General features: G+C 57.6%; 20 protein-coding genes. 4 read left to right on the forward strand and 16 right to left on the reverse strand.

Annotated features, from left to right (window positions below; genetic code table 11):
* Positions 1-33 precede the first annotated feature (33 nt).
* From ACZ5FP_RS21985 to ACZ5FP_RS21995, 3 genes are read right to left on the reverse strand one after another with little or no spacing between them, the layout of a single operon-like run.
* Complete coding sequence (locus tag ACZ5FP_RS21985) at positions 34-1,332, reverse strand: MFS transporter (protein WP_464664232.1); 1,299 nt, start codon at positions 1,330-1,332, stop codon at positions 34-36.
* Between the two features lie 42 nt (positions 1,333-1,374).
* Entirely contained in the window at positions 1,375-2,310 is a 936-nt protein-coding gene (locus ACZ5FP_RS21990) for a dihydrodipicolinate synthase family protein (protein WP_464664234.1), read from the reverse strand.
* Positions 2,307-3,611, reverse strand: coding sequence for an MFS transporter (locus ACZ5FP_RS21995; protein WP_464664236.1), 1,305 nt, complete (start codon positions 3,609-3,611; stop codon positions 2,307-2,309). Before ACZ5FP_RS21995 ends, ACZ5FP_RS21990 begins: the two co-directional genes overlap by 4 nt.
* 152 nt (positions 3,612-3,763) lie before the next feature.
* Here ACZ5FP_RS21995 and ACZ5FP_RS22000 point away from each other — a divergent pair, with 152 nt between their 5' ends.
* Positions 3,764-4,450 carry a FadR/GntR family transcriptional regulator gene (locus tag ACZ5FP_RS22000; RefSeq protein WP_464664238.1) on the forward strand — a complete coding sequence of 229 codons (687 nt, stop codon included), beginning with the start codon at positions 3,764-3,766 and terminating at the stop codon, positions 4,448-4,450.
* A gap of 13 nt (positions 4,451-4,463) precedes the next feature.
* Here the strand turns inward: ACZ5FP_RS22000 and ACZ5FP_RS22005 are convergent, their stop codons facing one another.
* From ACZ5FP_RS22005 to ACZ5FP_RS22030, 6 genes are all read right to left on the reverse strand, one after another.
* Positions 4,464-6,176, reverse strand: coding sequence for an IlvD/Edd family dehydratase (locus ACZ5FP_RS22005; protein WP_464664240.1), 1,713 nt, complete (start codon positions 6,174-6,176; stop codon positions 4,464-4,466).
* 19 nt (positions 6,177-6,195) lie between these two features.
* Entirely contained in the window at positions 6,196-6,978 is a 783-nt protein-coding gene (locus tag ACZ5FP_RS22010) for an SDR family oxidoreductase (protein ID WP_464664242.1), read from the reverse strand.
* Positions 6,975-7,889, reverse strand: a complete 915-nt coding sequence (locus ACZ5FP_RS22015) for an aldose 1-epimerase (protein ID WP_464664244.1) — start codon at positions 7,887-7,889, stop codon at positions 6,975-6,977. Before ACZ5FP_RS22015 ends, ACZ5FP_RS22010 begins: the two co-directional genes overlap by 4 nt.
* Position 7,890: 1 nt before the next feature.
* Positions 7,891-8,841: an L-arabinose ABC transporter permease AraH gene (gene araH / locus ACZ5FP_RS22020; RefSeq protein ID WP_346305398.1), complete on the reverse strand. Its 951-nt coding sequence runs from the start codon at positions 8,839-8,841 to the stop codon at positions 7,891-7,893.
* A 10-nt stretch (positions 8,842-8,851) separates the two neighbouring features.
* Positions 8,852-10,363 (reverse strand): L-arabinose ABC transporter ATP-binding protein AraG, encoded by a 1,512-nt coding sequence (gene araG, locus ACZ5FP_RS22025; protein ID WP_464664246.1) that lies wholly within the window; start codon positions 10,361-10,363, stop codon positions 8,852-8,854.
* Between the two features lie 65 nt (positions 10,364-10,428).
* Entirely contained in the window at positions 10,429-11,421 is a 993-nt protein-coding gene (locus ACZ5FP_RS22030; RefSeq protein WP_105735011.1) for an arabinose ABC transporter substrate-binding protein, read from the reverse strand.
* 175 nt (positions 11,422-11,596) lie between these two features.
* On the opposite strand from ACZ5FP_RS22030, the gene ACZ5FP_RS22035 reads away from it, so the two are divergent.
* From ACZ5FP_RS22035 to ACZ5FP_RS22045, 3 genes are all read left to right on the forward strand, one after another.
* The gene (locus ACZ5FP_RS22035; protein ID WP_464664248.1) at positions 11,597-12,358 is read left to right on the forward strand and encodes a FadR/GntR family transcriptional regulator; all 762 of its coding nucleotides are present in this window, start codon (positions 11,597-11,599) and stop codon (positions 12,356-12,358) included.
* Positions 12,359-12,372: 14 nt separating this feature from the next.
* Positions 12,373-13,521, forward strand: coding sequence for a galactonate dehydratase (gene dgoD / locus ACZ5FP_RS22040; RefSeq protein WP_288194018.1), 1,149 nt, complete (start codon positions 12,373-12,375; stop codon positions 13,519-13,521).
* A gap of 343 nt (positions 13,522-13,864) precedes the next feature.
* The gene (locus ACZ5FP_RS22045; protein WP_464664250.1) at positions 13,865-14,170 is read left to right on the forward strand and encodes a hypothetical protein; all 306 of its coding nucleotides are present in this window, start codon (positions 13,865-13,867) and stop codon (positions 14,168-14,170) included.
* Between the two features lie 490 nt (positions 14,171-14,660).
* On the opposite strand, the gene repC is transcribed toward ACZ5FP_RS22045, so the two are convergent.
* From repC to ACZ5FP_RS22080, 7 genes are all read right to left on the reverse strand, one after another.
* Positions 14,661-16,037: a plasmid replication protein RepC gene (gene repC, locus ACZ5FP_RS22050; protein WP_464664252.1), complete on the reverse strand. Its 1,377-nt coding sequence runs from the start codon at positions 16,035-16,037 to the stop codon at positions 14,661-14,663.
* Between the two features lie 158 nt (positions 16,038-16,195).
* On the reverse strand, positions 16,196-17,161 hold the full coding sequence (repB, locus tag ACZ5FP_RS22055; RefSeq protein ID WP_464664254.1) for a plasmid partitioning protein RepB: 966 nt from the start codon (positions 17,159-17,161) through the stop codon (positions 16,196-16,198).
* Positions 17,162-17,243: 82 nt separating this feature from the next.
* Positions 17,244-18,443, reverse strand: coding sequence for a plasmid partitioning protein RepA (repA, locus tag ACZ5FP_RS22060; RefSeq protein WP_105735049.1), 1,200 nt, complete (start codon positions 18,441-18,443; stop codon positions 17,244-17,246).
* A gap of 361 nt (positions 18,444-18,804) precedes the next feature.
* Positions 18,805-20,499 carry a GGDEF domain-containing protein gene (locus ACZ5FP_RS22065; protein WP_464664256.1) on the reverse strand — a complete coding sequence of 565 codons (1,695 nt, stop codon included), beginning with the start codon at positions 20,497-20,499 and terminating at the stop codon, positions 18,805-18,807.
* 466 nt (positions 20,500-20,965) lie between these two features.
* Positions 20,966-21,085, reverse strand: coding sequence for a cytochrome bd-I oxidase subunit CydX (cydX, locus tag ACZ5FP_RS22070; RefSeq protein ID WP_105735051.1), 120 nt, complete (start codon positions 21,083-21,085; stop codon positions 20,966-20,968).
* Positions 21,086-21,105: 20 nt separating this feature from the next.
* Positions 21,106-22,260: a cytochrome d ubiquinol oxidase subunit II gene (gene cydB, locus ACZ5FP_RS22075; RefSeq protein ID WP_464664258.1), complete on the reverse strand. Its 1,155-nt coding sequence runs from the start codon at positions 22,258-22,260 to the stop codon at positions 21,106-21,108.
* 6 nt (positions 22,261-22,266) lie between these two features.
* Positions 22,267-23,844, reverse strand: coding sequence for a cytochrome ubiquinol oxidase subunit I (locus ACZ5FP_RS22080; protein WP_464664260.1), 1,578 nt, complete (start codon positions 23,842-23,844; stop codon positions 22,267-22,269).
* Positions 23,845-23,876 lie beyond the last annotated feature (32 nt).

The following is a 23,876-nucleotide window of genomic DNA, read 5'->3' on the forward strand; positions in this document are numbered from 1 at the left end:
ACCGGGGGAGTCCAACCAGGGTCTGAACCCGCTTCATGAAATTTTCCCGCTTTCTTGTGACTGCTCTTCACCCCGAGAAATCAGCCGCTCGACGATGAATACAAGGCATCCCGCCACCGTCAAACATGCCGCGAGAAAGAACATCGGTGCAATCGTGCTGCCCGTCGCATCCTTTATCCATGGCACGACGTTTTGGGCAATGAACCCGCCCAGATTGCCCACCGAATTGATTGCGGCCAACCCCGCTGCCGCGCCGGCGCCTCTGAGAAATCGCGAGGGCATGCTCCAGAACACGGGTTGCCCGGCGAATATTCCGCCGGCGGCAAGGCAAAGAAACGCAAACTGCAGCGTCTGATTGGAAATCACGGCAGATAAAACCAGGCAGATCGCGCCAAAAAAGGCTGGTATGACGATGTAAGGCGTCTGCCAGCGTGCCCGCGCCGCCATATGCGGCACCACATAAAGCGCTGCTGACACCACCACCCAGGGAATGATGTTCAGAAAACCGTTGGCAACATTGCCGATGCCGAAGCTTTTCAGAACGGTTGGCAACCAATAGCTCAAACCATAGGCCGAGAGCGGAAAGCCGATGAAACATACCGACATGAGCAGGACACGCGGGTCAAGGAGCGCCTTGAATGCATGGCCGCCTTCCGCCCCGAGATTTGAATTCTCGTCGTCGATGCGCTTTTTCAGCCAATCCTTTTCCTCTGCTGTCAGGAATGTTGCCTTTTCCGGCCGGTCGTCCAGATAGAACCACGTCACGATCCCGGCAATCACCGCAGGAATGCCGGTAACAAGAAATACCCATTCCCAGCCTTTGAGGCCAAGAAGGCCATCCATGGCCAACAACGATCCGCCAAGCGGCGCTCCGATCGCATTGGCCACGGCGCTGAATATCATGAAGAGACCGACCATTGCGCCGCGATAACGCGCTGGATACCACAGCGTCATGAGATAAAGCACGCCGGGGAAAAAGCCGGCCTCACACACACCCAGCAGAAAACGAAGGACGTAAAACATGCCGGCGCTCTGCGTGAATGCCAGCGCTATGGTCACCAGGCCCCACGAGACGAGAATTCGGGCGAACCATCGGCTCGCACCGAATTTTTCCAGAAACAGGTTGCTTGGGACTTCAAAGATGAAATAGCCGATAAAAAACAGCGACGCTCCAAGCCCATAGGCATATTCGCTCATGCCGAGAGCATCGACCATCTGCAGTTTGGCAAAGCTGACATTCTGCCGATCGATATAGGCGATCAGATAGAGGATGCCGAGGAACGGCATCAAGCGCCACGATATCTTGCTTATCAACTGTTTTTCTACGACCATGATATTCTCCAAGAGGTATTGTGGGTGAAGCAGCCGAATCCATCAGGCCGGCTGTTGCTGGGCGTCTGTTGCTGGCGTTTGTCCGAACCGGCCGAGGCGCCGGGCGTGAAGCTGCACCAGCCGCTCACCGAAGGCGGTGGGACGCATCGCCGGAGCTCGATCGAAAACCTCGATGCCAGCCCGTGCGGCGAAGAGGCGTTTGCCGTAACACATCAGATGTTCGATTCCCTGCATGACAAACGCCACGGCGGGCAGCATCTGCGCATAGGTATCTTCCGCCGATGCCAGATCGCCGGACCTGTAATCCTTATAGGCCCGTACGGCATAATCGATGATGTCCGGCGCAAGGATATAGCCGGCGCAGCCTCCATTGAGCCCATCGATCAGTTCAAGTCCGCCGCGGCCATTGAACACCGGAACGCTGCTGCCTATCGCCTGAATGAGGGTTTCGACATCCACAGCCGATGCCTCGGCTTTCAGCAGGCGGATATTGGGGTGACGGGTGGTAAGAGCCGTCATATCCGCTGCCCCGAGGCCGCGGCCCAGAAATGCCGGCGCATTCTGTATGGCGACGGGCAATGATGTGGCATCGGCCACCCTTCCGAAAAAGGCGATGTATTCCTGTGCATAGAAGCTTCCGGCAATGGGCGGCTGGAGGATAACCCAGTTCGCCCCCACCCGTTCGGCATGGCGCACCTGCGCGATCTGTTCGGCAACAGACGTGCCGAAGATCGTAAAGGCCAGCGGCAGGCGTCCGGCATTGTCCTCGGCCAGCCAATCCATGACAGTCCGCCTCTCATGTTCGGTCAATTTGGCGACTTCCGTCGCGAGCCCAAGCGCAGCGATACCCTGCACGCCGGTCGAAATGGCAATCTCGGTCTGCTTGCGCATGGCTTGGCGATCGAGTTTTTCGTCCCGGTTGAAGAAGGCATACAAAATGGCGTGGATGCCGGAAAAATCATTGGATGTAGCGTTCAAAATTGTTTCCCCAGAATAGGCAATAGCAGATTGGAACGAGCGCGGCGTGCAAGGGCAATGCCCAATATTCCACCGATGACAAGCGCAGCAGCAACAAGGCCCAAGGCCACATTATAGTTGCCTGTTGCCTGCCGGATGCTGCCTATAACCGGTGGCAGTGCAAGACCGGCGACATTCGCAAGAGCGTTGATCAACGCGATGGAGACAGCAGCGGCAACGCCGGATACATATTCCGTGGTGACAGCCCAGAATATCGGAATGACCGCCCAGTTCAGTCCAACGGAAAGAACGAGCAAGGCGTAGCGGACATAGATGTCACCGGAAAAGACTGCCGCGATGATCGCAACGCCTGACGCGACAAGGGGAAGGCCGAGATGCAGAGCTCTTTCGCCAGTCGCATCGGAATGCCGGCCATTGAGAAACATGAAAATGCAGGCTGCAACAAATGGCACTGCTGAAAGCAGACTGACGATCAGATTGTTACTGCCCGACAGATCTTTGACGATCAAAGGCATGAAAAGTGTCAACCCGATTGTGCCGAAGGCCTGCAGCAGCCAGAACACCGCCAGCAACCAGATGTGCATGTCAGCAAACGCTGCAACCCACGAGGTCTTGTGCGATACAACCGCCGCCTGTTCGCTCTGGATCGCCTGTTCCAGACCGCTCTGCTGCTCCGGCGTCAGCCAGCGTGCATCGGCGGGCCGGTCCGGCAGGAACCTGAGGACCAGGAAACCCAACAGGATGGCCGGTACGCCTTCGATGAGGAAAACCCACCGCCAGCCCGAAACGCCCAGTACACCGTGGGCATTCAACAGCAATCCTGAAAGAGGCAAGCCGATAACGGAAGCAAGAGCAGCGCCGATATAGAAGAACGACATGGCATGGGCGCGATCCCTCGATGGATACCATCTGGCAAGGTAGTAGATGATCCCCGGTGTAAATCCGGCTTCCGCTGCGCCCAGCAGAAGACGCATGCCGTAAAGCTGGTAAGCGCTCGTTACCAGAGCCATGCCTGCGGCGATGATTCCCCATGTCACCATGATGCGGGCGATCCACCGGCGTGCGCCAAATCGCGTCAGCGCGATATTGCTGGGAATTTCGAAGACGATGTAGGTGGCAAAGAACAGACCAGCCGCAATCCCGTACATGCGCTCTGTCAGTTGCAACTCCGCGTTCATCCCCAATGCCGCTACGGAGATGTTCGACCGGTCGATATAGGCGACCAGATAAAGCAGCATCACAAAGGGCAAAATGCGTCGGTTGACGCGCCTGATCGCGTCGGACGTGTTGTAAGCAGTCATTTATTCCTCCCCAGAGCCGCTCTCCCAAGCGGCCTATCAAACATCATACGTTTAACATATGATGTTTGATAGGCAAGAAACTTTTTTGGAGTTCCACCCCGATTGTGTATGGGTGATGAAGCACGCAACAATTGGTCGATGAGGTAAAAGCCATGAGAATCCGGAAGCCGAACCGAACCCGGATTGTAGTGGCGGCGCTCGGGGCCCGCATCGCAAGCGGCGAGTTTGCGCCCGGGGCACTCCTGCCCTCGGAAACGGTGCTTGAGCAAGAATACGAGGTCAGCCGTACCGTCATTCGCGAAGCCACCAAGATCCTGTCGGCCAAAGGCCTCGTGACCGTGCGCCAGCGACATGGAACCCATGTCAACCCGCGTGAGCAGTGGATGTGGATGGATGGCGAGCTCATCAGCTGGCTGGCAAACGGCAAAGCCGCCAAGAGCGATCTTCTGGCATTCGCCGAGGCACGGCAGATCATCGAGCCCGGCGCTGCAGCTCTTGCCGCTTTGCGGGCAACGCAGAAACAGCGTGCGGAGATCGTCGCGGCCTATGAACGGATGAAGACAGGCCACGCATCACCGCAGGAGGCTATACTCGCGGATAAGCAGTTCCATCTTGCCATTCTGGACGCAACGCACAACCCTGTTCTGCAGAGCCTGCGCCAGACGATCGAATCCATTCTGGACGCCATTTTCCCCCATACGGTTGGCACATTCACCCACAACCTCGACAATCACGGCGAGGTTGCCGATGCGATAGCGCGCGGCGATCCCGGAGCCGCACGCTCCAATATGGAGAAGGTCCTGCAGCATACCACGGGGTTTCTGCAGTCCGTCGGTTGAAGCGAGCAAAGCTTCAATGGCTCTCACGCGGTATCCCGGCACCGCGACAGCCCACCAGAAAATCAAGGTCAGCCCCGCGGTCAGCCTGCAGAACACGCTCTGTATAAAGGTGCTGGTACCCACCTTCCATTGCCGGGACAGGAGCCTGCCAGGACTGACGGCGCAATTCCAGCTCAGCGCCAGACACGTCCAGATGAAGTTTGCGCGCTTCGACGTCGAGTTCGATGAAGTCGCCGTTGCGCACCAGGGCCAGCGGACCGCCGACGGCAGCTTCCGGTGCGACGTGGAGGACAACCGTCCCGAATGCCGTCCCTGACATACGGGCATCGGAGATACGCACCATGTCGCGCACGCCCTTCTGCAGCAGCTTCTGCGGCAGAGCCATATTGCCGACCTCGGCCATTCCGGGATACCCCTTGGGACCGCAATTCTTCAGCACCATGATGCAGGTTTCGTCAATATCCAGCGCCGGATCGTCAATGACGGCCTTGTAATGGTCGATGTCTTCAAAAACCACGGCACGCCCGCGATGGCGCATGAGTTCAGGCGATGCAGCGGAGGGCTTTATGATCGCGCCCGAGGGCGCAAGATTGCCGCGCAACACAGCTATACCGCCTTGCGCCGTCAAAGCTTTTTCCGTCGGACGGATAACTTCCGGATCGAAATTCTCCGCCTGCGCAATGTTTTCGCCCACGGTTTTGCCGGTGACGGTCATTGCATCAAGCTCGATCAGGGCAGCTATCTCTTTCATGACGGCCGGAAGACCGCCAGCGTAACAGAAATCCTCCATCAGGAAACGCCCCGATGGCATGAGATCAAGGATGGTGGGAATGTCGCGCCCGAACCTGTCCCAATCGTCGAGCGATAATTCGCAACCGATCCGTCCGGCAATGGCCAGCAGATGAACGACGGCATTGGTCGAGCCCCCGATAGCCCCGTTTATCCGGATGGCATTGGCAAAGGCTTCGCGCTTCAAGATCGCCGAAAGCCGCAGATCTTCATGCACCATCTCAACGATGCGGCGCCCGGTCATGCGGGCAAGGCGTGCGCGATGCGCATCGACCGCCGGATAGGCGGCATTTCCCGGCAGGGCAATTCCCAATGCCTCAACCATCGATGCCATTGTCGACGCGGTGCCCATGGTCATGCAATGGCCTGGCGACCGGGACATGGCACTTTCAGCATTGGCAAACTCCTGTTCGCTCATGACGCCTGCCCGGACATCCTCCGAGAATTTCCACACATCCGTTCCCGAGCCGATCTGCTTTCCCTTGAAGCGGCCGTTCAGCATGGGGCCGCCCGATATCACGATGGACGGCAGGTCGCAGGATGCGGCGCCCATGACCAGGGATGGCGTGGTCTTGTCGCAGCCTGCCATGAGGACCACGCCGTCCATGGGATTGCCCCGGATTGATTCCTCGACGTCCATCGACGCCAGATTGCGAAACAGCATCGCCGTTGGCCGCAGATTGGATTCGCCGCAGGAGAAGACGGGGAATTCCAGCGGCAACCCGCCCGCCTCCAGCACGCCCGCCTTGATATGTTCGACGAGACCGCGGAAATGCGCATTGCACGGCGTAAATTCAGAAAATGTATTGCAGATGCCGATCACCGGACGGCCATCAAAGGCATCATCCGGCAGCCCACCATTTTTCATCCAGCTGCGATGGATGAATGCATCCTTGCCGTTGCCGCCAAACCAATGCTGGGATCGTCTCTTCGTCATGATAAATGCTCTGTCTTTGCTAATTGTTCGGGTGTTGCTGCTGGCTGAGACCGCCGTCCACGACAAGGCAGGCGGCGTTCATGAACGGGCACTCATCGGAAATCATGAACACAGCCGCCCGCGCGATCTCCTGCGGGGAGGCGATGCGCCCGCCCGGATGAAGGGCGAGTGTCCTGGCGCGCGCTGCAGCCGGGTCTTCAAAGCTGTTCCAGTAGTCGAGCACCTTCTGCGTTTCCACATAGCCGGGTGCCAGCGCGTTCACCCGCACCCCTTTGCCCGCATATTCGAGTGCAAGCGATTTGGTCAGGCCAAGCAGGGCATGTTTGGCGACCGGATAGGGAAAGGTCTGCGGTATGATCGTAAAGCTGTGTGTCGAGGCGATGTTGAGGATGACGCCGCTACCCTGCTCCAGCATCGATGGCAGTACAGCCTTGCTGCAGTTCCACGCGCCTTTGACATTGACATCAAAGTTGCGATTCCACTGCTCTTCCGTGGTTTCGAGAGGGGTGGAGAACACATTGATGCCGGCATTGTTGATCAGTGCGTTGATCGCGCCGATTTCCGTATTCGCCTGATTGACGGCGGCAAGAACAGCCGCAGCATCGCTGATATCAGCTATGGCAAATCCAACGGAAATTGACCTTGCCCGCAATTCATCCACCGCGCTTTCCAGCAATGCACGGTCCCGATCGATGAGAAAAAGCCGGGCACCTTCCGCCAGGCACGCCTCGGTGATTGCCAGACCAATCCCCTGCGCGGCGCCTGTGATGACTATCCTTTTTCCGGCAAGTCGGTTCGTCATGGCACTTCACTCCCGTCAAGAATTGTCAGTGATAGTCTGCCGCTTATTTCCTCCCCCGGAGCCAGCAATGCGAGCCCCATGGGATCGGTTTCGACAGAGGCCAGCGCATTTGGCGTATGACTCATCGGCTCGAAGCAGAAGAAACTGCGGTCAGTGTCTGGCGCAAAGAGCATGAACCGCGCGAAGACTTCCGTGGCTTCCACGCTGAGAGAAAGATTGTGCTCCGGCCATGCAATGGTGGCCTTGCCGTCCCAACCCTCGAATGCATTGTTGATCCAGCGATCCGGTAGCGGTGTCGAACATGCAAAAACCATATCCTCAGGCGGCGCTTCAAGGGTATGTGGAAGATGCGATGGCGCCTCCGTCCACCAACGGACTGCCGATGCCTTCAAGGTCGTTTTGGGCGTTCGCGGAAAAAAGGGATGAAATCCAATACCGAACGGTAGCGTCTCATCGCCGCTATTGGTTATGGAAAGCTGCATGTCAAGCGTGGTGCCCGTGAGCCGGATTGTTTGCATTGCCCTGTAAGCATAAGGGGAATTTTCATCCGCCTTCCTGCTGAATTCCATTGTCACCGCTTCAACCGATGCCTCCAGCACATTCCAGTCGCCAAGCCAACAGTCGCCATGGAGATAAAGGCTTTCCTGCGTATTCGGAACGAATGATCGACGCTTGCCGCCAAAGTGGAAACCGTTGCCGGCGACCCGGTTGCCGATTGGAGCAAGTGGAAAACATGCCGCCCGTTGCACCGTGAATTCCTGTTCCGTCCCGGTGTAGGGGCGCAGAAAGAAACGGCCATCCGACGTCTTGCCATCCACCACCGCACCGCCCTTAGAGGCGACGCGGACAGTCATATGCGCATTGTGCAGGACCAGAAAATCCGCTGGAACTGACTGTTTCCCGGATGGCATTTTATCGCCTGATGAATGCGCTGGACCGCAGATTGTCGAGCATCACCGCCAACAGCAGGATGAGGCCGCGCACGATATACTGATAGAAGGCGGGAATGTTCATGAGGTTCATGACGTTCTCCGCAATGCCCATAATCATCACGCCCACAATGACACCCGCCATCGTGGCTCGTCCGCCCGCAAGCGATACGCCGCCGAGAACACAGGCGGATATGACTGAAAGTTCAAGGCCGACGGCGGCATTGGGTTGACCCGATGTAATACGGGACGCGAGCAGTATCCCCGCCACGGCACAGACCACCCCTTGCAAGGCAAAAATCCAGATTCTGGTCTTGTCGACATTGACGCCGGCAAGGCGCGACGCCTCTGGATTGCCGCCAATGGCCAGGGTATTCTTGCCGAAGACCGTGCGGTTCAAGACAAAGCCAAAGACCACGAAGAGGCCAGCAAGTATCCAGACCGGCGTCGGGATGCCGAACAATTTCGAGAGCGCCAACTGATAGAAACCCGGATCATTGATGCCTATGGCGCGCCCATCCGACGATATCAGGGCAAGGCCACGCACAATTTGCATGGTCGCCAGTGTGGTGATGAGCGCGTTGATCCTGAACTTTGCAATGACGAAGCCGTTGACGAACCCGACGAACGCACCGCACAGAAGTGCTGCACCGATCCCTACCAGTATTGATCCGGTGGTGTTCGACGCCATGACAGCCACCATCCCGGTGAAAGCGGCCGTCGAGCCGACTGACAGATCGAAGTCCCGCGCTGCGAGACAAAACATCATGGTGCAGGCGACAATCCCCACCGTAACCACCGACTGCAGCAGGCCAAGCATATTGCGTTCGGTCAGGAAATTGGGAACCAGCAATGCCACGATCGTGAAGGCCACGATGAAGATCAGGACGATGCCCTGGTCCCCCAGCAAAATCTTCTTCAACTGATTGGTCATGCCTGTGTCCTCAATACGCAATTTCTGTTGGCTGCTTCACATCCGGAAGCGCCGCTGCCAGGATCGCATTTTCTTCAAACTGGTCACGGTTCAACCCGGCCGCGATTTTCCCGGCACACATGACCAGGATACGGTCACAGATACCCATCACCTCGGGCAGTTCACTCGAAACCACGACGATGCCCATCCCGCTTTCGGCAAGCTCGTAGAGAATCTCGTAGATTTCGGACTTGGCGCCGACGTCGATGCCACGCGTCGGTTCATCGACGATCAAGATCTTCACACCCTGCTCCGCCAGCCAGCGGCCCAATATGACTTTCTGCTGATTGCCGCCGGAGAGATTGACGATGTCCTGCTTGCGCGACGGGGTGCGTACCTTCAGGCGCTTGATGAAGGTTTCCGCAACCTCCACCTCCCTCTTCCGGTCGAGCAATCCGTACGAACTGTAATGGCGGCGCGAGGAAACATTGATGTTTTCTTCGATCGAGCGCCCCTGGAGAATACCGTCATGCTTGCGGTCCTCCGAGCACAGAACAATGCCCGACCGGATCGCCTGACGCGGACTCCCGGCTTTCACCTGTGCACCGTCGATTGAGGTTGCACCGGAAAACTGCGGATCGGCTCCGAAGACCAGTCGCATCAGTTCGGAACGGCCCGCACCGATAAGGCCAAAGAAGCCGACAATCTCGCCGGCGCGCACATCAAAGCTCGCAGGCTCCGGCAGGCGTTCTCCGGAAACATTCTCCACCTTCAGACGCACGGCGCCCGCTTTGCGGCCGCGCCAGCCCCAGATATCGTTGATTTCCCGCCCGACCATTTCGGCTACGATCTGATCACGCGTTACACCTTGCAACGTCTCATGGTGTGCTGCGAGCTTGCCGTCGCGCAAAACCGTCAAACTGTCGCAAAGCCTGAAAACCTCATCCAGCCGATGCGAAACATAGAGGATAACCTTGCCTTCGGCCCGCAAGCGGTCAATCAGCGTGAAAAGAATTTCACTTTCGCGGGAAGAAAGCGAAGAGGTCGGCTCATCAAGGGCAATCACCCGTGCATCGAGCATCACTGCCTTGGCGATTTCCACCATCTGCCGTTCACCGATGGACAGCGTCTTTACCTTCTGGCGCGGATCGATATCGATTCCTGCATTCTTCAATTTTTCGGTGACATCGGCGAACATTTTCGCGGAGGCAACTACACCCGCCTTTGCCGGGAACCGGCCGAGATACAGGTTTTCCGCCACGGTCAACTCGGGCACGAGCTGCAGCTCCTGGTGGATAACGATCACACCATGTTCGAACGCATCTCTTGAAGAGCCATACGCCTGAACGTCGCCGTCAATGCGTATTTCGCCCTCGTTCGCATGCTGGTCTCCGGACAGAATTCGGATGAGGGTTGATTTACCGGCTCCGTTCTCACCCATCAATCCATGCACGGCACCCTTGCGTACATCGAAACTGATGCCGGACAGCGCTTTCACGCCGGGATAGGTTTTCGTAAGATTTGAGAACTGTAAAAACGACACGTGGCTTCCCCTCCAGCTTGGCGGCGGAACAAACCGCCGCCAGGGATTTCAATATACGGCGAGGATTACTCGATACCGAGTTCCTTGCGCACCTGCTGGAAAGTATCCCGCTTGGCGAGAGCGCCCGATGTCAGGGTAAGCTTTTCCGGCTGCTTGCCGTTCGCCACCCACTCATACATGTTGGTGGCGGTCTCATAGCCATGACGCTTGGGGGAAATGATAACAGTCCCGACAAAACCGGTAGCAGTCGGCTTCTTGAACTCGTTGATCGCCGAGTCCGCGCCGCCTATGCCGACGCCGATCACACCGTCTGCCGGAATGCCCACACTCTCCGTCGCGCGCACAGCACCGAGCACCGCCTCGTCATTGAGGCCGAAAGCGACCCACTTCTTGATACCGGCATGCGCATTCAACACCACGGTTGCAGCATTCAGAGCAGCTTCGGTATCCGTCTTTGCCTGTGGGGCCGGAAAGATATTCTCAGCCTTGAAGCCGTTTGCCTTCAGCACCGAAATGGCACCCTCGACACGGTCAACGGCCGTCGGCAGCTGATCGTAGGAAACGCGAATGGCCCCCACTTCCTCCGGCTTCCAGCCGCGCGCCTTCATCTCGTCAACGATGCCCTGCCCGACGGCTTCACCGATCTTGGTGGCTGAGATGCCCATATGCGGCACATCCTCAAGCGGTTTGCCGGCGGCATCGACCAAACGGTCGTCGACGGTCATCATCTTGAGATTGTTCGCAGCCGCCTTGGCCACAATGCCCGGTCCGAGCTTCACGTCGGGCGTGCAGACGACAAAGCCCTGAGCGCCTTGCGCGCCAAGATTGTCGATTGCCGACATCAGCTTCTCGCCATCCTCAGCGCCGATCTTGACGAGAGTAAATCCCTTCTCCTTGGCTGCCTGGTCGGCAAATTTCCACTCATCCTGGAACCAGGGCTCCTCCGGCTGTTTCACGATGAATCCGATTTTGGCATCCTGCGCACTGGCAGGAACCATGGACACGACAGACATCGTTGCGAGTGCGCCGGCGAGAATCGCCGTCTTGATTAAATTCATTGTCATTCCTCCCAAAAGCACGATCCCGTTTTCCGATCGTGATGGTACAATTAATCATTTTTATCATACTCGTCAATTGCTCTGGTATGATAAATAGTCTATTGCTCAAGGGATTGGAATTCTCGATACGATGATCGATAAGGCTGTGACGCCGTCGCGTCACAGAGGGGAAGAAATGATGAGCCAAGCCACTGATCCGTCGACTGCAGGCGCGCAGAAAATACGCCGCCCCCGCGTGATGCCGGATGTGGTGCGCGCGCTTGCACGTGACATATTTGCCGGCCGTTATCCAAGCGGCAGCCTTTTGCCGCGGGAAAGCGACCTCGGCGACGCCTATGGCGTTAGCCGGACGGTTATCCGGGAGGCGCTGAAGGTTTTGGCCGCCAAGGGGCTGGTCAGCAGCCGTCCGCGCATCGGAACAACCGTATGTGATCCGGATAACTGGAACATCATCGACCCCCAGGTTCTGGAATGGCACGCGCCGCACCTCCTGGACGACCGCCTGTTTGACGCCATCCTTGAAACACGCCGCGCCATAGAACCGCTGGTTGCGGAACTTGCAGCGAACAGGGCCACGCTGCAGGAAATCGCCGATCTCGAACTTGCCTGGCAGGGCATGGCCGACGCTGCGAACGACGTGGAACAGTTCTCGCGTTCAGACATAGCGTTCCACCAGATTCTGTATGCGGCGAGCCACAACCCGGTGTTCCGTCAGATTGGCGGACTGATCGACGCGGCACTGAAATTCGTTCTCGAAACGACCGCCACCACTTCCAACGATCAGAGAAGCGAAGCGATCAAGGCGCACCGCGCCATGGTCGAAGCATTGCGGATGCGCGAGGCTGCCGCTGCACGCAAGGCCGCCAGTGACATCCTGGACCTCGCCGCACGCGATCTTGCCGCGGCAAAATCCCTCAATGCAGGCAAAACCGTTTAAAGGTCAGACAGACGATGAAAATCACCGCACTCAAGACATTCATTGTTCCCCCGCGCTGGCTCTTTCTGAAAATTGAAACCGACGAGGGTGTCAGCGGCTGGGGCGAACCCGTTGTCGAAGGCCGGGCACACACGGTTGAAACCGCGATCACGGAACTTGCCGATTATCTGATCGGCAAGGACCCGCGTCTGATCGAGGATCACTGGACGGTGATGTATCGCGGCGCCTTCTATCGCGGCGGCCCCATCCTGATGAGTGCGATCGCCGGTGTCGATCAGGCGCTTTGGGACATCAAGGGCAAAGCACTGGGCGTGCCTGTCCATGCGCTTCTCGGCGGCAAACTCCGCGACCGGATCAAGGTATATTCCTGGATCGGCGGTGACCGGCCAGCTGACATCGCCGCCGGCGCCCTTGACGTCACCAGCCGCGGCTTCACCGCACTCAAGATGAACGGCACGGAAGAATTGCAGATCGTCGACAGCCACGACAAGATCGATGCCGTCATCGAACGCGTCGCGACTGTTCGCCAGGCAGTCGGACCGAACATCGGCATTGCAGTCGATTTTCACGGCCGTGTCCACCGGCCGATGGCGCGGGCCCTGGTCAAGGAACTCGATCCCTATCGCCTGATGTTCATCGAAGAACCGGTGCTGAGCGAGAATCGTGAGGCGCTCAAGGAAATTGCCGCTTTTTCATCAGCGCCGATTGCACTCGGCGAGCGCCTTTATAGCCGCTGGGATTTCAAGAGCGTTCTTGAGCAAGGGGCCGTTGATATCATCCAGCCCGACCTGTCTCACGCGGGCGGCATTACGGAATGCCGCAAGATCGCGGCCATGGCCGAAGCCTACGACGTGGCGCTGGCACCCCATTGCCCGCTTGGCCCGATCGCACTGGCAGCTTGCCTGCAGCTTGATGCTGTCAGTTACAACGCCTTCATCCAGGAACAAAGCCTCGGCATCCACTACAACAGTACCAATGATTTGCTCGACTACGCCAAGGACAAATCCGTCTTTCACTACGAGGATGGTTATGTGGCAATTCCGGAAGGTCCCGGCCTCGGCATTGAAATCAATGAGGAATACGTCATCGAACGCGCCAAGGAAGGACACCGCTGGCGCAACCCGATCTGGCGGCACAAGGACGGCTCTTTCGCCGAATGGTGATGTTCAAGGGCCGTCATTTTGATCGATCATTCTGCGATCCATCGCCGGACAATTCTGGTCAGTCCTAAATTGCATGAACGGTTCAATCGCAGGACGCGCATTCTTACCTCAACTGGAATTTCGACGAGACATATCCCATGTAAAGACCCTCGGTTTTGGTGTGGTCGCGGCGGAAACAAACGTCTCGTATATTTGCTCGGCATTCTCACATCGGTCGTCGCGCACTTGTTATCAAACGGTGGCTTGCAGTGGAATGCGCACGTTCGCTGTCAAATAATTTGAGTTGACCGTTTTCGATGACGAGGCAACACTTGCAATCCACCGCAAGGCAGGAGGAAAAACGATGAATGAGCCTGACCGCTGGCGCAACATGGCAGCCGCGCCAAGAGACGGACGGCGGATTCTCGTCACGATTCGCCCATCCGAACAGGGGCCGGCGGAAGTCGACCTTGCCTATTGGTCGAAGGGTGATCAGTTCGGCACAGAAGGCTGGCGTGCTTCCGATTCCTCGCCTGGCCGCCTCGTCGAATATGCCGAGCCGGAATTGAAATGCTGGATGCCGATGCCCACTGCTAATCTTGATGGCAGTTCCATGCCGTCACCATGGGAAGGCGACGACGCGCGAGAGCTCGACGGGACAGGGATTTAGCAACTCGCGCCGATATGTTGCGAGGACTCAATATGGACTCTCAAAATCCTGCTGAGGCACCAGCTTTTGTATTCGCGGCAGTCTACTATTCATTGTTTTTGTTATATTAATTATCCTATTCCGTATCTAATACGAAGATAGCTTCGGCAGTATGGACTGATAATCTTCTCTTAACCATGATGCCGAATGCGATATGCGCCTGATGGGCTGCGTTATAAGGCTCATTTCGCTCTGCGGCCGTCCATCGTCTCACTATACGCCATTTTCCTGCATTTGCTTCGCTGTACAGCATTGCTTTTAATGGGTTTTCTGGTGTCCCCTGCCCTATCCACCTTGTCTCGCCGCTCCTCCGCTCACCGGTGTTTTCGTCTTATCGGCATATACAACTGTTCGTTTTCTCGCGTCTTGCGTGTTTGTACACATTGGATTTGCTGGGGTTTTCCGGGTGGTTTCGCCCGCGAAACGGTGTGGTTGGCGCGCCGCATTGGTGTCATTCCAGCTGCCCCTTGACCAGCCTGACATGGGTGCCATTGGCCCTGAGCTGGGCGAGCAGCATCGGCCAGACGGAGAATTCGCCCTTGGCCGCCTTGTCGGTGAGGGAGCGGAGGTAACCGCCCGCCGAATTGATCTGATCGGCCCTTTGCAGGATGCAGGCCATGGCAATGGCGGCGTTTTCCTGGCCGAGCACCGCACAGGCCTCCTCATAGGCGGATGGGCTGACGCCGAGCATGGAGCGCACGACAATGGCCGCGCCCATCAGTTCGGACCAGCTGGCAAGGCCGTTCCTGGCATAGGCCGCTATATCCGGACAGGCCTGGCGCACCAGTCCGAGCGGAACCGCTTTGGCCTCGAAGGCTTCCGCGCCCAGCCCGGAAAGATCGACGCTGCGGCCGGACATATCTGCCGGCAGCCCGGCGGCCTCCGGCATCCTTCGGTCCGGGCCCGGGTTTTCCGCTGCCTGGTTTTCCCCCTGCTCTTGCTGCGGTTCGCTCGGCAGATCCCCGTTGTGGTTGTGCGCGTCGGCTTGGCCTTGGTTTTTTCTAAAGCCAGGTTCAAAATCAGAAGTGGATTGGGTATTTGAATTTTGTTTGTGGCGCTCAGAATGAGACTCTTTGGCGCTTGTTTGTGTCGAATTCAGCTTATCCTGCAACAACTTGGAGATCTCCAGCTGGATGCATTCCAGGCCATCGACAACCGGCTCCAGATCGCGGATCGTCGCCTGGCGCGGAATGTCATCGATCACACCGCGAAACGCCGTGTGGTGGCCGTTCCAGTCGATGTCAGGCATTTCCTCAAAGCCGAGCTCAATCAGCTTGACGATGTCGCGGCGCAACAGCGTCACCTTCTCCTTCATCAGCTTCAGCTGCAGCCGCTCGGCCCGCACCGTCTGCGCCATGGTGTCGAACTCCTGCGCCCGCACCACCAATGGCGCCAGCGAGAAGCCAAAGGCCTCGCCGCCCTCCCCTGCCCCCGCTGCCCGGGTTTTGCGCGCATAGCGCTTGCCGTTGGGGCTGTCCTTGCGGAAAATCAGGCCGGTTTCCACCAGCGCGCTCAAATGCCGGCGCAGGGTTGCCGGCGCCATGCCGTGCGCGCGCAGCGACAATTGCACATTGGACGGAAACACCACCAGCCCGCCCGCCTCGCTGAGCGCGTTCTGCGGATAGAACGTCAGCAGCGCGTTCAAAACCACCAGCGCCCGGTCGGAAATCCCGATCAGCGCCCGCGCCTCGCACAAGGAGCGAAACAGCTTCCATTTGTCGACTGAAGCCTCTGGATCGACGTCGCTCGCCTGCGCCTGCGTTGCCAGCATGCCAAGCGACAGCGATCGCCGCCCGAACGGCGTCGTGAATGCATTCCCCGACTGCATCGTCTTCTACCTTTCCATAGGCAAAAGAAATCCATCCGCCCAAACGACGCCAAAATGTCTTGACACTGATTCCCGGAAATGCGATTCTCGATCCTGCTAGAGATATGAGAGAAGCCTTCCAAGACAGAGATGTTTAGGTGGGCTTTTTTCTTGTGCGGTTAATCTCCTGTTTTTCCTACTGTTTCCGATTCCCTGAAGGCTCGATAGAGTTCGTCAAGGTTATCGGCAATATATGCACCGAAACGAGAAGCATTTCTGGCCTTCAACGCCAGTGTAAAGCTCTTTCCCGTATCTTTGATCTCTGCGTTAAGCGATTTATCCTTGGCCGCCCAGGTCTTCGTCCTGGAAGCGCTAGCTTTCGGTGCCGGCCGCTTCGCATTGTTCAGGCTATCGAACAGGCGCGCAAACCGATCATCGCTGTTCACGGCAGCAAAATCCGCAGAGTGAATGAACTCGGCCGCCTTCGCCTGATTTCCCGGCTGTTCCAGAAATTTGGAAAGCTGCCACCAGCGATCCCGCCCCGTTGCCTTGGCCGAGCCGATGGCAAGAACGATAGTCTCTGGTATGTGCGACGAAACCGACTGCATCTTGGAAAACGTCGTCGGATCAAGTGCCAGCGCCGATTTGATGACGGCATGATCATAGCCAAGATCGCCCAGCCGCTTTGCAAACAGCGTCCGCTCGATAAAGGAGAGGTTTTGCCGCGCCGCGTTTTCCTGCCCCTGCGCAATGACGTGATCCTGATCCGCCATCGGCTTGACCACGGCGCGTACGAGCTTGCCGAGATGCCGTGCGACCTTAACCCGGCGATGACCGAAAACGATCTGGTAGCGACCGGATACGGAAGGGTGCGGGCGAACGAGAATGGGCGAATCCTGCCCCCTCTCCGCAATGGCAGCCCGCAGCTCCTGAAAAGCCTGATCGTCGTCATCGATGCGATCGGTGACAAACGAACCGTCGATCAGTTCCGGATCTAGTTCAACGACACTGCCCTTGGCCAGTTCTTCGAACGAGCTCTTGATGGAGCGCGATGCGCCAGTCACCACATAGGACAAAGCGTCGTTGCGTTCCGTCTGCGCGGGCGCCGGGTTCATCACGCTGCTGAAAATATCCTTCCGGGCCATCTAGATGCATCCATTCCCAGTCATGCGGTTGATTTTTCTTGCTAAAATCAATGTTTTTACGGCAGTAAATCGTAGGTTCATGTCATCGGCCCCACGCACGATGCACGAGCGAGGCGATCTCGGCATTGACAGCGTCAAGTGACTCGATCGCCCGCTCATAGGTTGAGCGTGTGAAACTGTTCTTCTCCACTTCGTAGAGTGTCTGCTTGGTCAGGCCGGCATCCGATACCGCCGTGGATTTCAGCATGGCATTGGCCAATATCTCTTCAGCCAGCATGGACTGCATGAAGCCCACCATCTGGGCCTGCGGAATATCCGTCGGTTCATAGCGGGTAATCAGGTAGCGGAACCAATCGAGTTCCACTTTCGCTCCCGCCTGTTTCACGGTCTTCAGGATACCGCCCAGCATGAGCAGGAACTGGGACATGGACATCAGATCCAGCATCTGCGGGTGCACGGTGATCAAAACCGCCGTGGCGGCCGACATTGCCGTCAGCGTGAGATAGCCGAGTTGCGGCGGGCAATCGACGACAACCACGTCATAACGGTCATCGACACTCTCCAGCGCGCTGGCGATACGGGTAAAGAACTGCCGGCCTTCGCGCGATGCCTTGTCCTGCATCGCCAGCGGGGTATCGTACTCATACTCCTGCAGTTCGAGATTGGCCGGAATGATATCGAGCCCGGGGAAATTGGTCGGCAGGATCACATCGGCAATCGGCTTGCGCTGATCGTCATAGCGGATGGATTCATACAGTGACAGATTCCGGTCCAGTTCAGGCTGGAAACCGTGCAGGGCGGAAAGGGACGCCTGCGGATCAAGATCGATCGCCAGAACCCGGTGGCCCGTCAGCGCCAGATACTGCGCGAGATGCGCCGATGTCGTGGTCTTGCCGGAGCCGCCCTTGAAATTGACGACAGCGATCACCTGCAGCTTGTCGCCGGGCTTGCGGTGCGGCACATATTTTTTAACCTCGGTCCGGCCGTTGCGGTCGAGATAATGGCGCAGCTCCAGCATCTGCTCCGCCGTATAGGAACGCCGCCCGGATGCAGCCTGCGCCGGCACGGGCCCCTTGCCTTCCAGGTGCAGCCGCTTGAGATTATTCTGCGTCACACCAAGATAGTGCGCCACTTCCGCCATGGAGAACTGCCGCAATGTCTTCTTGGCATTCGGCGGAAACTTTTCCATCCGAAGCTGATTCAAGCGGCGTGAAATCTCTGCACCCTGGTCGAGGATCTTGTCATCAAACTCAAACTTGGGCAGAGGTAGAGCGAAATTCATCGGAGACAAAACCTCTAATAGCGCTTTTTCAAAGCAAATCTTCTAAGAAGCGCCATTAAGCTCCGATTCGAACAAACCATCAAGAAATTTTAGGTTAACAGAAACTTAACAACAGTTTTGTCATGCAATACATGCGGAGCTTTGAATCCCGATGCATATCCCGCGGCGCTGGCGCACTCTGCGTCACAACGTGAGTAACCCGCTGTTTTACCTACAAAAACACGGAGAATTTACTGCAGTAAATACGCCTCTGAACCGGACACCCGACGCAATCGGGGCAATCCATCTTTCAGCCTGGCGCCGCTTCACCATTGGAGCCCACGCGACTTATCCGATGATTTATCAGCAAGCACGCCCGGAATCATGCGTTTTCAGCGTCTGTCTGGTCATCGGCGGCGAATCGAACGCGATTCCTGCCCTCCGACTTGGCGCGGTAGAGCGCGACGTCCGCGGCCTTGATGAGTTTCGGCCATCCGGCAGAGCCCAAGACGCCGCTGGCGACGCCGAAACTTGCGGTCATATTCAAACAAACACCGTCTGGCAGCCGAATCTCGTGTCGCTGCAGGGCGAGCCGGATGCGGCGAGCGCGCATGACGACGTCCGCAAGCTGGTCACCCGTCGAGAGAACGGCAAACTCCTCGCCGCCGAACCGGGCGATGACATCCGCCGACCGGACCATCGAGCGCAGCAGGGCCGATACGTCCTTGAGCACATGGTCTCCGGCCTGATGGCCATAGGTATCGTTGACGAGCTTGAAGTAATCGATGTCCAGAAGAATAAGACAGGCCGTCTCCGGCTGCTCATCCTTGTTTGCTGCGCTCTGGCCGATCAGGTCGAGCGTGCGTCGATTGAAGAGACCGGTCAAGCCGTCGGTTTCCGCCTGCTCCTTCAATTTGTCGGTCAAGATAGCCCGCTCATGCAGCTTACCGCGCAAAACCTGCAGCGCATCGAAAAGCCGGCGCATTTCCCCGGCATAATGCTGCCTGTCGCCAAGTTTGACCGGCACGTCGTGGGCCAGGCCGATAACCTCTTCGCGCGCCTGCAGGAGCGGTGACAGGACGGACCGGTGCACCATATGAACAAGGCTCGCAAGAATGGCCAGTATCGCCGATGTTATGGCGACAACCATGATCAAGGTGCTTAAGGCATGATCACGCGTGTGCATGAGTTCGTCGATCTTGACGTTCAGAAACTCGCTGCGCAGGCTCTCCAGCGGTTGAAGCGTTTTTACAAAGCGGTCTGTGAACTGCTCCGCCGTCATGGAATATTGCCCGGAGACCCGGCCTTCCGCGACAAGAGCATCGACCATGCCCAGACCCTCGCCGAAAAACACACGCTCGATTTCCTCGCGCTTGCCTGCAAGACGGGCATCGCTGCGGAAGAGGGCGTCCTGCACGCCAATCAGGCGCCAGAGCTCATTGAGCCGCCCGCGCGTCCGGCTGCTGTCAATCAGGTGCTTGCGCTCCAGAGGATGATGCGTCGCTATAGGCGCCATGATCTGGGACGCGATGCGACCGCCGTACTCCCGGAGATCGCTCAGCATGTGGCCGGTCATCACCGATGCGGCAATGGCGTCATCGGACCCGACAAGCTCATTGACATTCCAGGCCACGATTGCTTGGAAATCGTCGACAACCGCAAACATGCCTTCAATCGCCTGTTGGACGTCGTCTGTAGTGCGCTGGTCAAATGGCATCGCAGCGACCCGATCGACATCCATTCTGGCGCGTTTGAGATCAACACCCGTCTGCTCAAGCAGCCGGAGAGGGATGGGGTGGTTTAGGGTTCCGGGCTCAGGTGTTTGAGGGGCTGCCGCTGCGGCAAGAGCCGCATCACTTGCCGCACGAAACTGGATAAGCCGCTGGGTTACATCAGGTGTCAGAGGATCGGCGCTCCCCATGACCGTGTTCGACGGGCCGCGTTCCGCCGACAGGCGATTGGCGGCGTCCAGAACCAGACGAAAGCGTTCCACCCGATCAAGATTAAGCCGTGCGAGCCGGTAATCCCCATAGGAAGGCAATATGATACTCGCCGCGAGAATAGTGGTACAGGCCACGGCCATGCCTATCCCGGTCCAAAGCTTCCGATACAGGCTGGCGCCTGCATTGTTTCGCGGTGCATTTCGGGGTGGTTCAGTGGGGCTGGACTCTGGCAGGGCGGGACGTCTCCCAAAACGGGCCGGACGAAAAGAAGTCAATCAATATTATCCTATCGCAATAGTTCCCACCAGTGGCTGAGGCGCCACCTGCAAGACTGTCCTTCGTCCCTTCTGAAGTCCGCGTTTTCTGACAAACGCTTGGTCTTGTCGCTCAATCGTATGGCTGGTTTAAGGGAAGATATCAATAGGCAAGCACACGCATAGGTTGATATTGATGCGCACTTTTTAGTTGTATTCTTTCAAGAGACACCGGGAAAGCCCTGGCCTGCAGTCAAATACTGGGCGGCAAATGAGACACATTTGCCGCCCAGCACGCCGGCGATAAAACCCTCCGGCAATCAATTCCAAAAATGGATATCCGTTGCTATTTCTTGCCGCCCGCCTTGCGGCTGGCATCGTCCTCGACCAGTTCATACCACATGGCATTGAGAACGGCGAAAGCAGCAGCAAACGGCAATCCGAGCAGCCAGGCAAAATACCACATTCTTCTACTCCTTCTTCGTCCTAGTAAGCGTGACCGCTCTTGTTGGTGATTGTCTTGTCATCCACCTTCCCCCACAGCACGTGATAAACCCAGCTTGTGTAGAGAACGATCAGCGGCACGAAAATGACCGTCACCACGAGCATGATGAACAGGGTCAGGTGGCTTGACGACGCATCCCAGACTGTCAGGCTCGATCGCGGATCAAGCGACGATGGCAGAATGAAGGGAAACATCGACAGGCCCACGGTCGAGATAATGCCGAAAATCGACAGTGCACTTGCCAGAATGGTGGTGATTTCCCGCTTGAAACGGAAACCCAGCATGGCGACAAGAGCGCCCACGAAGCCGAGGAGGGGGGCAACCAGCATCCATGCATGTGTGTTGAAATTGGCAAACCAGGCGTTCTTGTCCGACACCACAGTCTTCAGCAGCGGATTGGATGGCCCCGTTGGATCGACGACGCTGGAAATGCGATACCCGTCCAAACCGGTCCAAAGGATAAGTCCCGCGACGGCAAACAGAAGCACGGTGACCGGCGCCGCGATCCCGCCAAATCTGCGGGCGCGCTCGGCGATGATCCCCGTCGTCTTCAATTGCAGCCACGCACTGCCGTGCATGACCAGCATGGCGACCGAAAGAAGCCCGCAGAGAAGCGCGAACGGGTTCAGCAGCCCAAAGAACGACCCTTCATAGAAAATGCGCAGATCGCCGTCAAAACGGAAGGGAACACCCTGCAGCACGTTGCCGAGCGCCACGCCGAAGATAAGTGACGGCACGAAGCCGCCGACAAACAGGGCCCAGTCCCAGGCAGCCCGCCAGGTGGCGCTCTCGCGCTTCGACCGATATTTGAACGCAACAGGCCGGATGATCAGCGCCGCCAGGATAACGAACATGGCGAGATAAAAACCGGAGAAGGAGACCGCATAGAGTGGCGGCCAGGCGGCAAATATCGCGCCGCCGCCAACAATGAGCCAGACCTGATTGCCTTCCCAGATCGGACCGATCGTGTTGATGGCGATACGGCGCTCCATGTCGGTGCGGGCCACAAAGGGCAACAACGTACCGATGCCGAGATCAAAGCCGTCGGTGACGGCAAATCCGATCAGCAACACGCCGAGCAGCACCCACCAGATCAACCTTAAAGTGTCGTAGTCGAGAAATTGATGCAGGATCATGATTGTTTACTCCGCAGGCACGATATGGGGGGAAATCAGGACGGCTTCTGGCTCGTTGTCCAGTTCCGGCCCCTTGCGAATGGCACGAAGCATCAGGCCCATCTCGATTACGAACAGGATTGTGTAGATCGTCACGAACCCGGCAATCGTGATCAGCAGGGACATCACGCCCAGATTGGAAACGGCTGCCGCCGTTGGCAGGACGCCCTCGATGATCCAGGGCTGGCGGCCGAATTCCGCGACGATCCATCCCATCTCCGCTGCAACCCAGGGGAGGGGGATCGCCAGGACTGCAATGCGCAACAGCCATGGGTATGTATCGAGTTGCCGCCGGACCGACAGCACGAAGAACGTCCCGGTCAACAGGATGAAGAACATGCCGAGACCGACCATGATGCGGAACGACCAGAAGAGTGTTGGAACGTGCGGGACCGTATCCAGCGCGGCCTTTTCGATCTGGGCATCGGTTGCCTGGCGCGGATCGTCGACATAGCGCTTGAGAAGCAGGGCGTAACCGAGATCGGCCCCGTTGTCTTCAAACTTGGCCCGTACGTCCGGTGCGATCGCATTGGTGCTGCCGGCAGCGCGAATCTGTTGCAGCGCGTCATAAGCCAGGAGCCCCTGTTTGATCCGCACCTCCGCATGCTTGACCAGATCCTCGATTCCGGGAATTTCCGTGGTCAGCGACCGCGTTCCGATGAGCCCCATCACCCAGGGAATACGAACCGCGTAATGGGTTTCGCGGCTCTGCTGATCGGGAAAGCCGAATGCCGTGAAGGCAGCCGGAGCAGGCTCGGTCTCCCACATCGCCTCAATCGAGGCGAGTTTCATTTTCTGGTGTTCGGTGGAGAGATAGCCGCTCTCATCGCCAAGCACGACGACAGAAAGGGCCGCGGCCAGTCCGAAGGATGCCGCCACCGTCATCGACCGCTTGGCCAGCGCCGTGTGACGCCCCTTCAGGACATACCAGGCGGAAACACCCAGGACAAAGATGGAAGCCGTTACGTAACCGGCGGAAACCGTGTGAACGAATTTCGCCTGGGCGACCGGATTGAACAAAACTGCAAAGAAATCAGTGACTTCCATGCGCATCGTCTGGGGATTGAACGCTGACCCCACCGGATTTTGCATCCAGCCATTGGCGATCAATATCCACAAGGCGGAGAAGTTCGAGCCGATTGCGACCAGCCAGGTTGCCGTGAGGTGTCCCACTTTGGACAGCTTATCCCAGCCGAAGAAGAACAACCCGACAAAGGTCGCTTCCAGAAAGAATGCCATGAGGCCTTCAATGGCCAGTGGCGCGCCGAAGATATCGCCGACATACTGGCTGTAGTAACTCCAGTTCATGCCGAACTGGAATTCCATGACAATGCCGGTGGCGACACCGAGCGCAAAATTGATACCGAACAATGTGCCCCAGAACTTGGTCATCTGGCGCCATATGACGCGGCCGGTCATGACGTAGACTGTCTCCATGATTGCAAGCAATACGGAGAGGCCAAGCGTCAATGGTACGAAGAGAAAGTGATAAAGCGCGGTTATCGCAAATTGCAGGCGCGAAAGCGCTACGATGTCGAGTTCCATCTGCTCATGCCGGGCTTACGCCCGACCCCCTG

The organism is Phyllobacterium sp. T2-21, assembly GCF_055378485.1.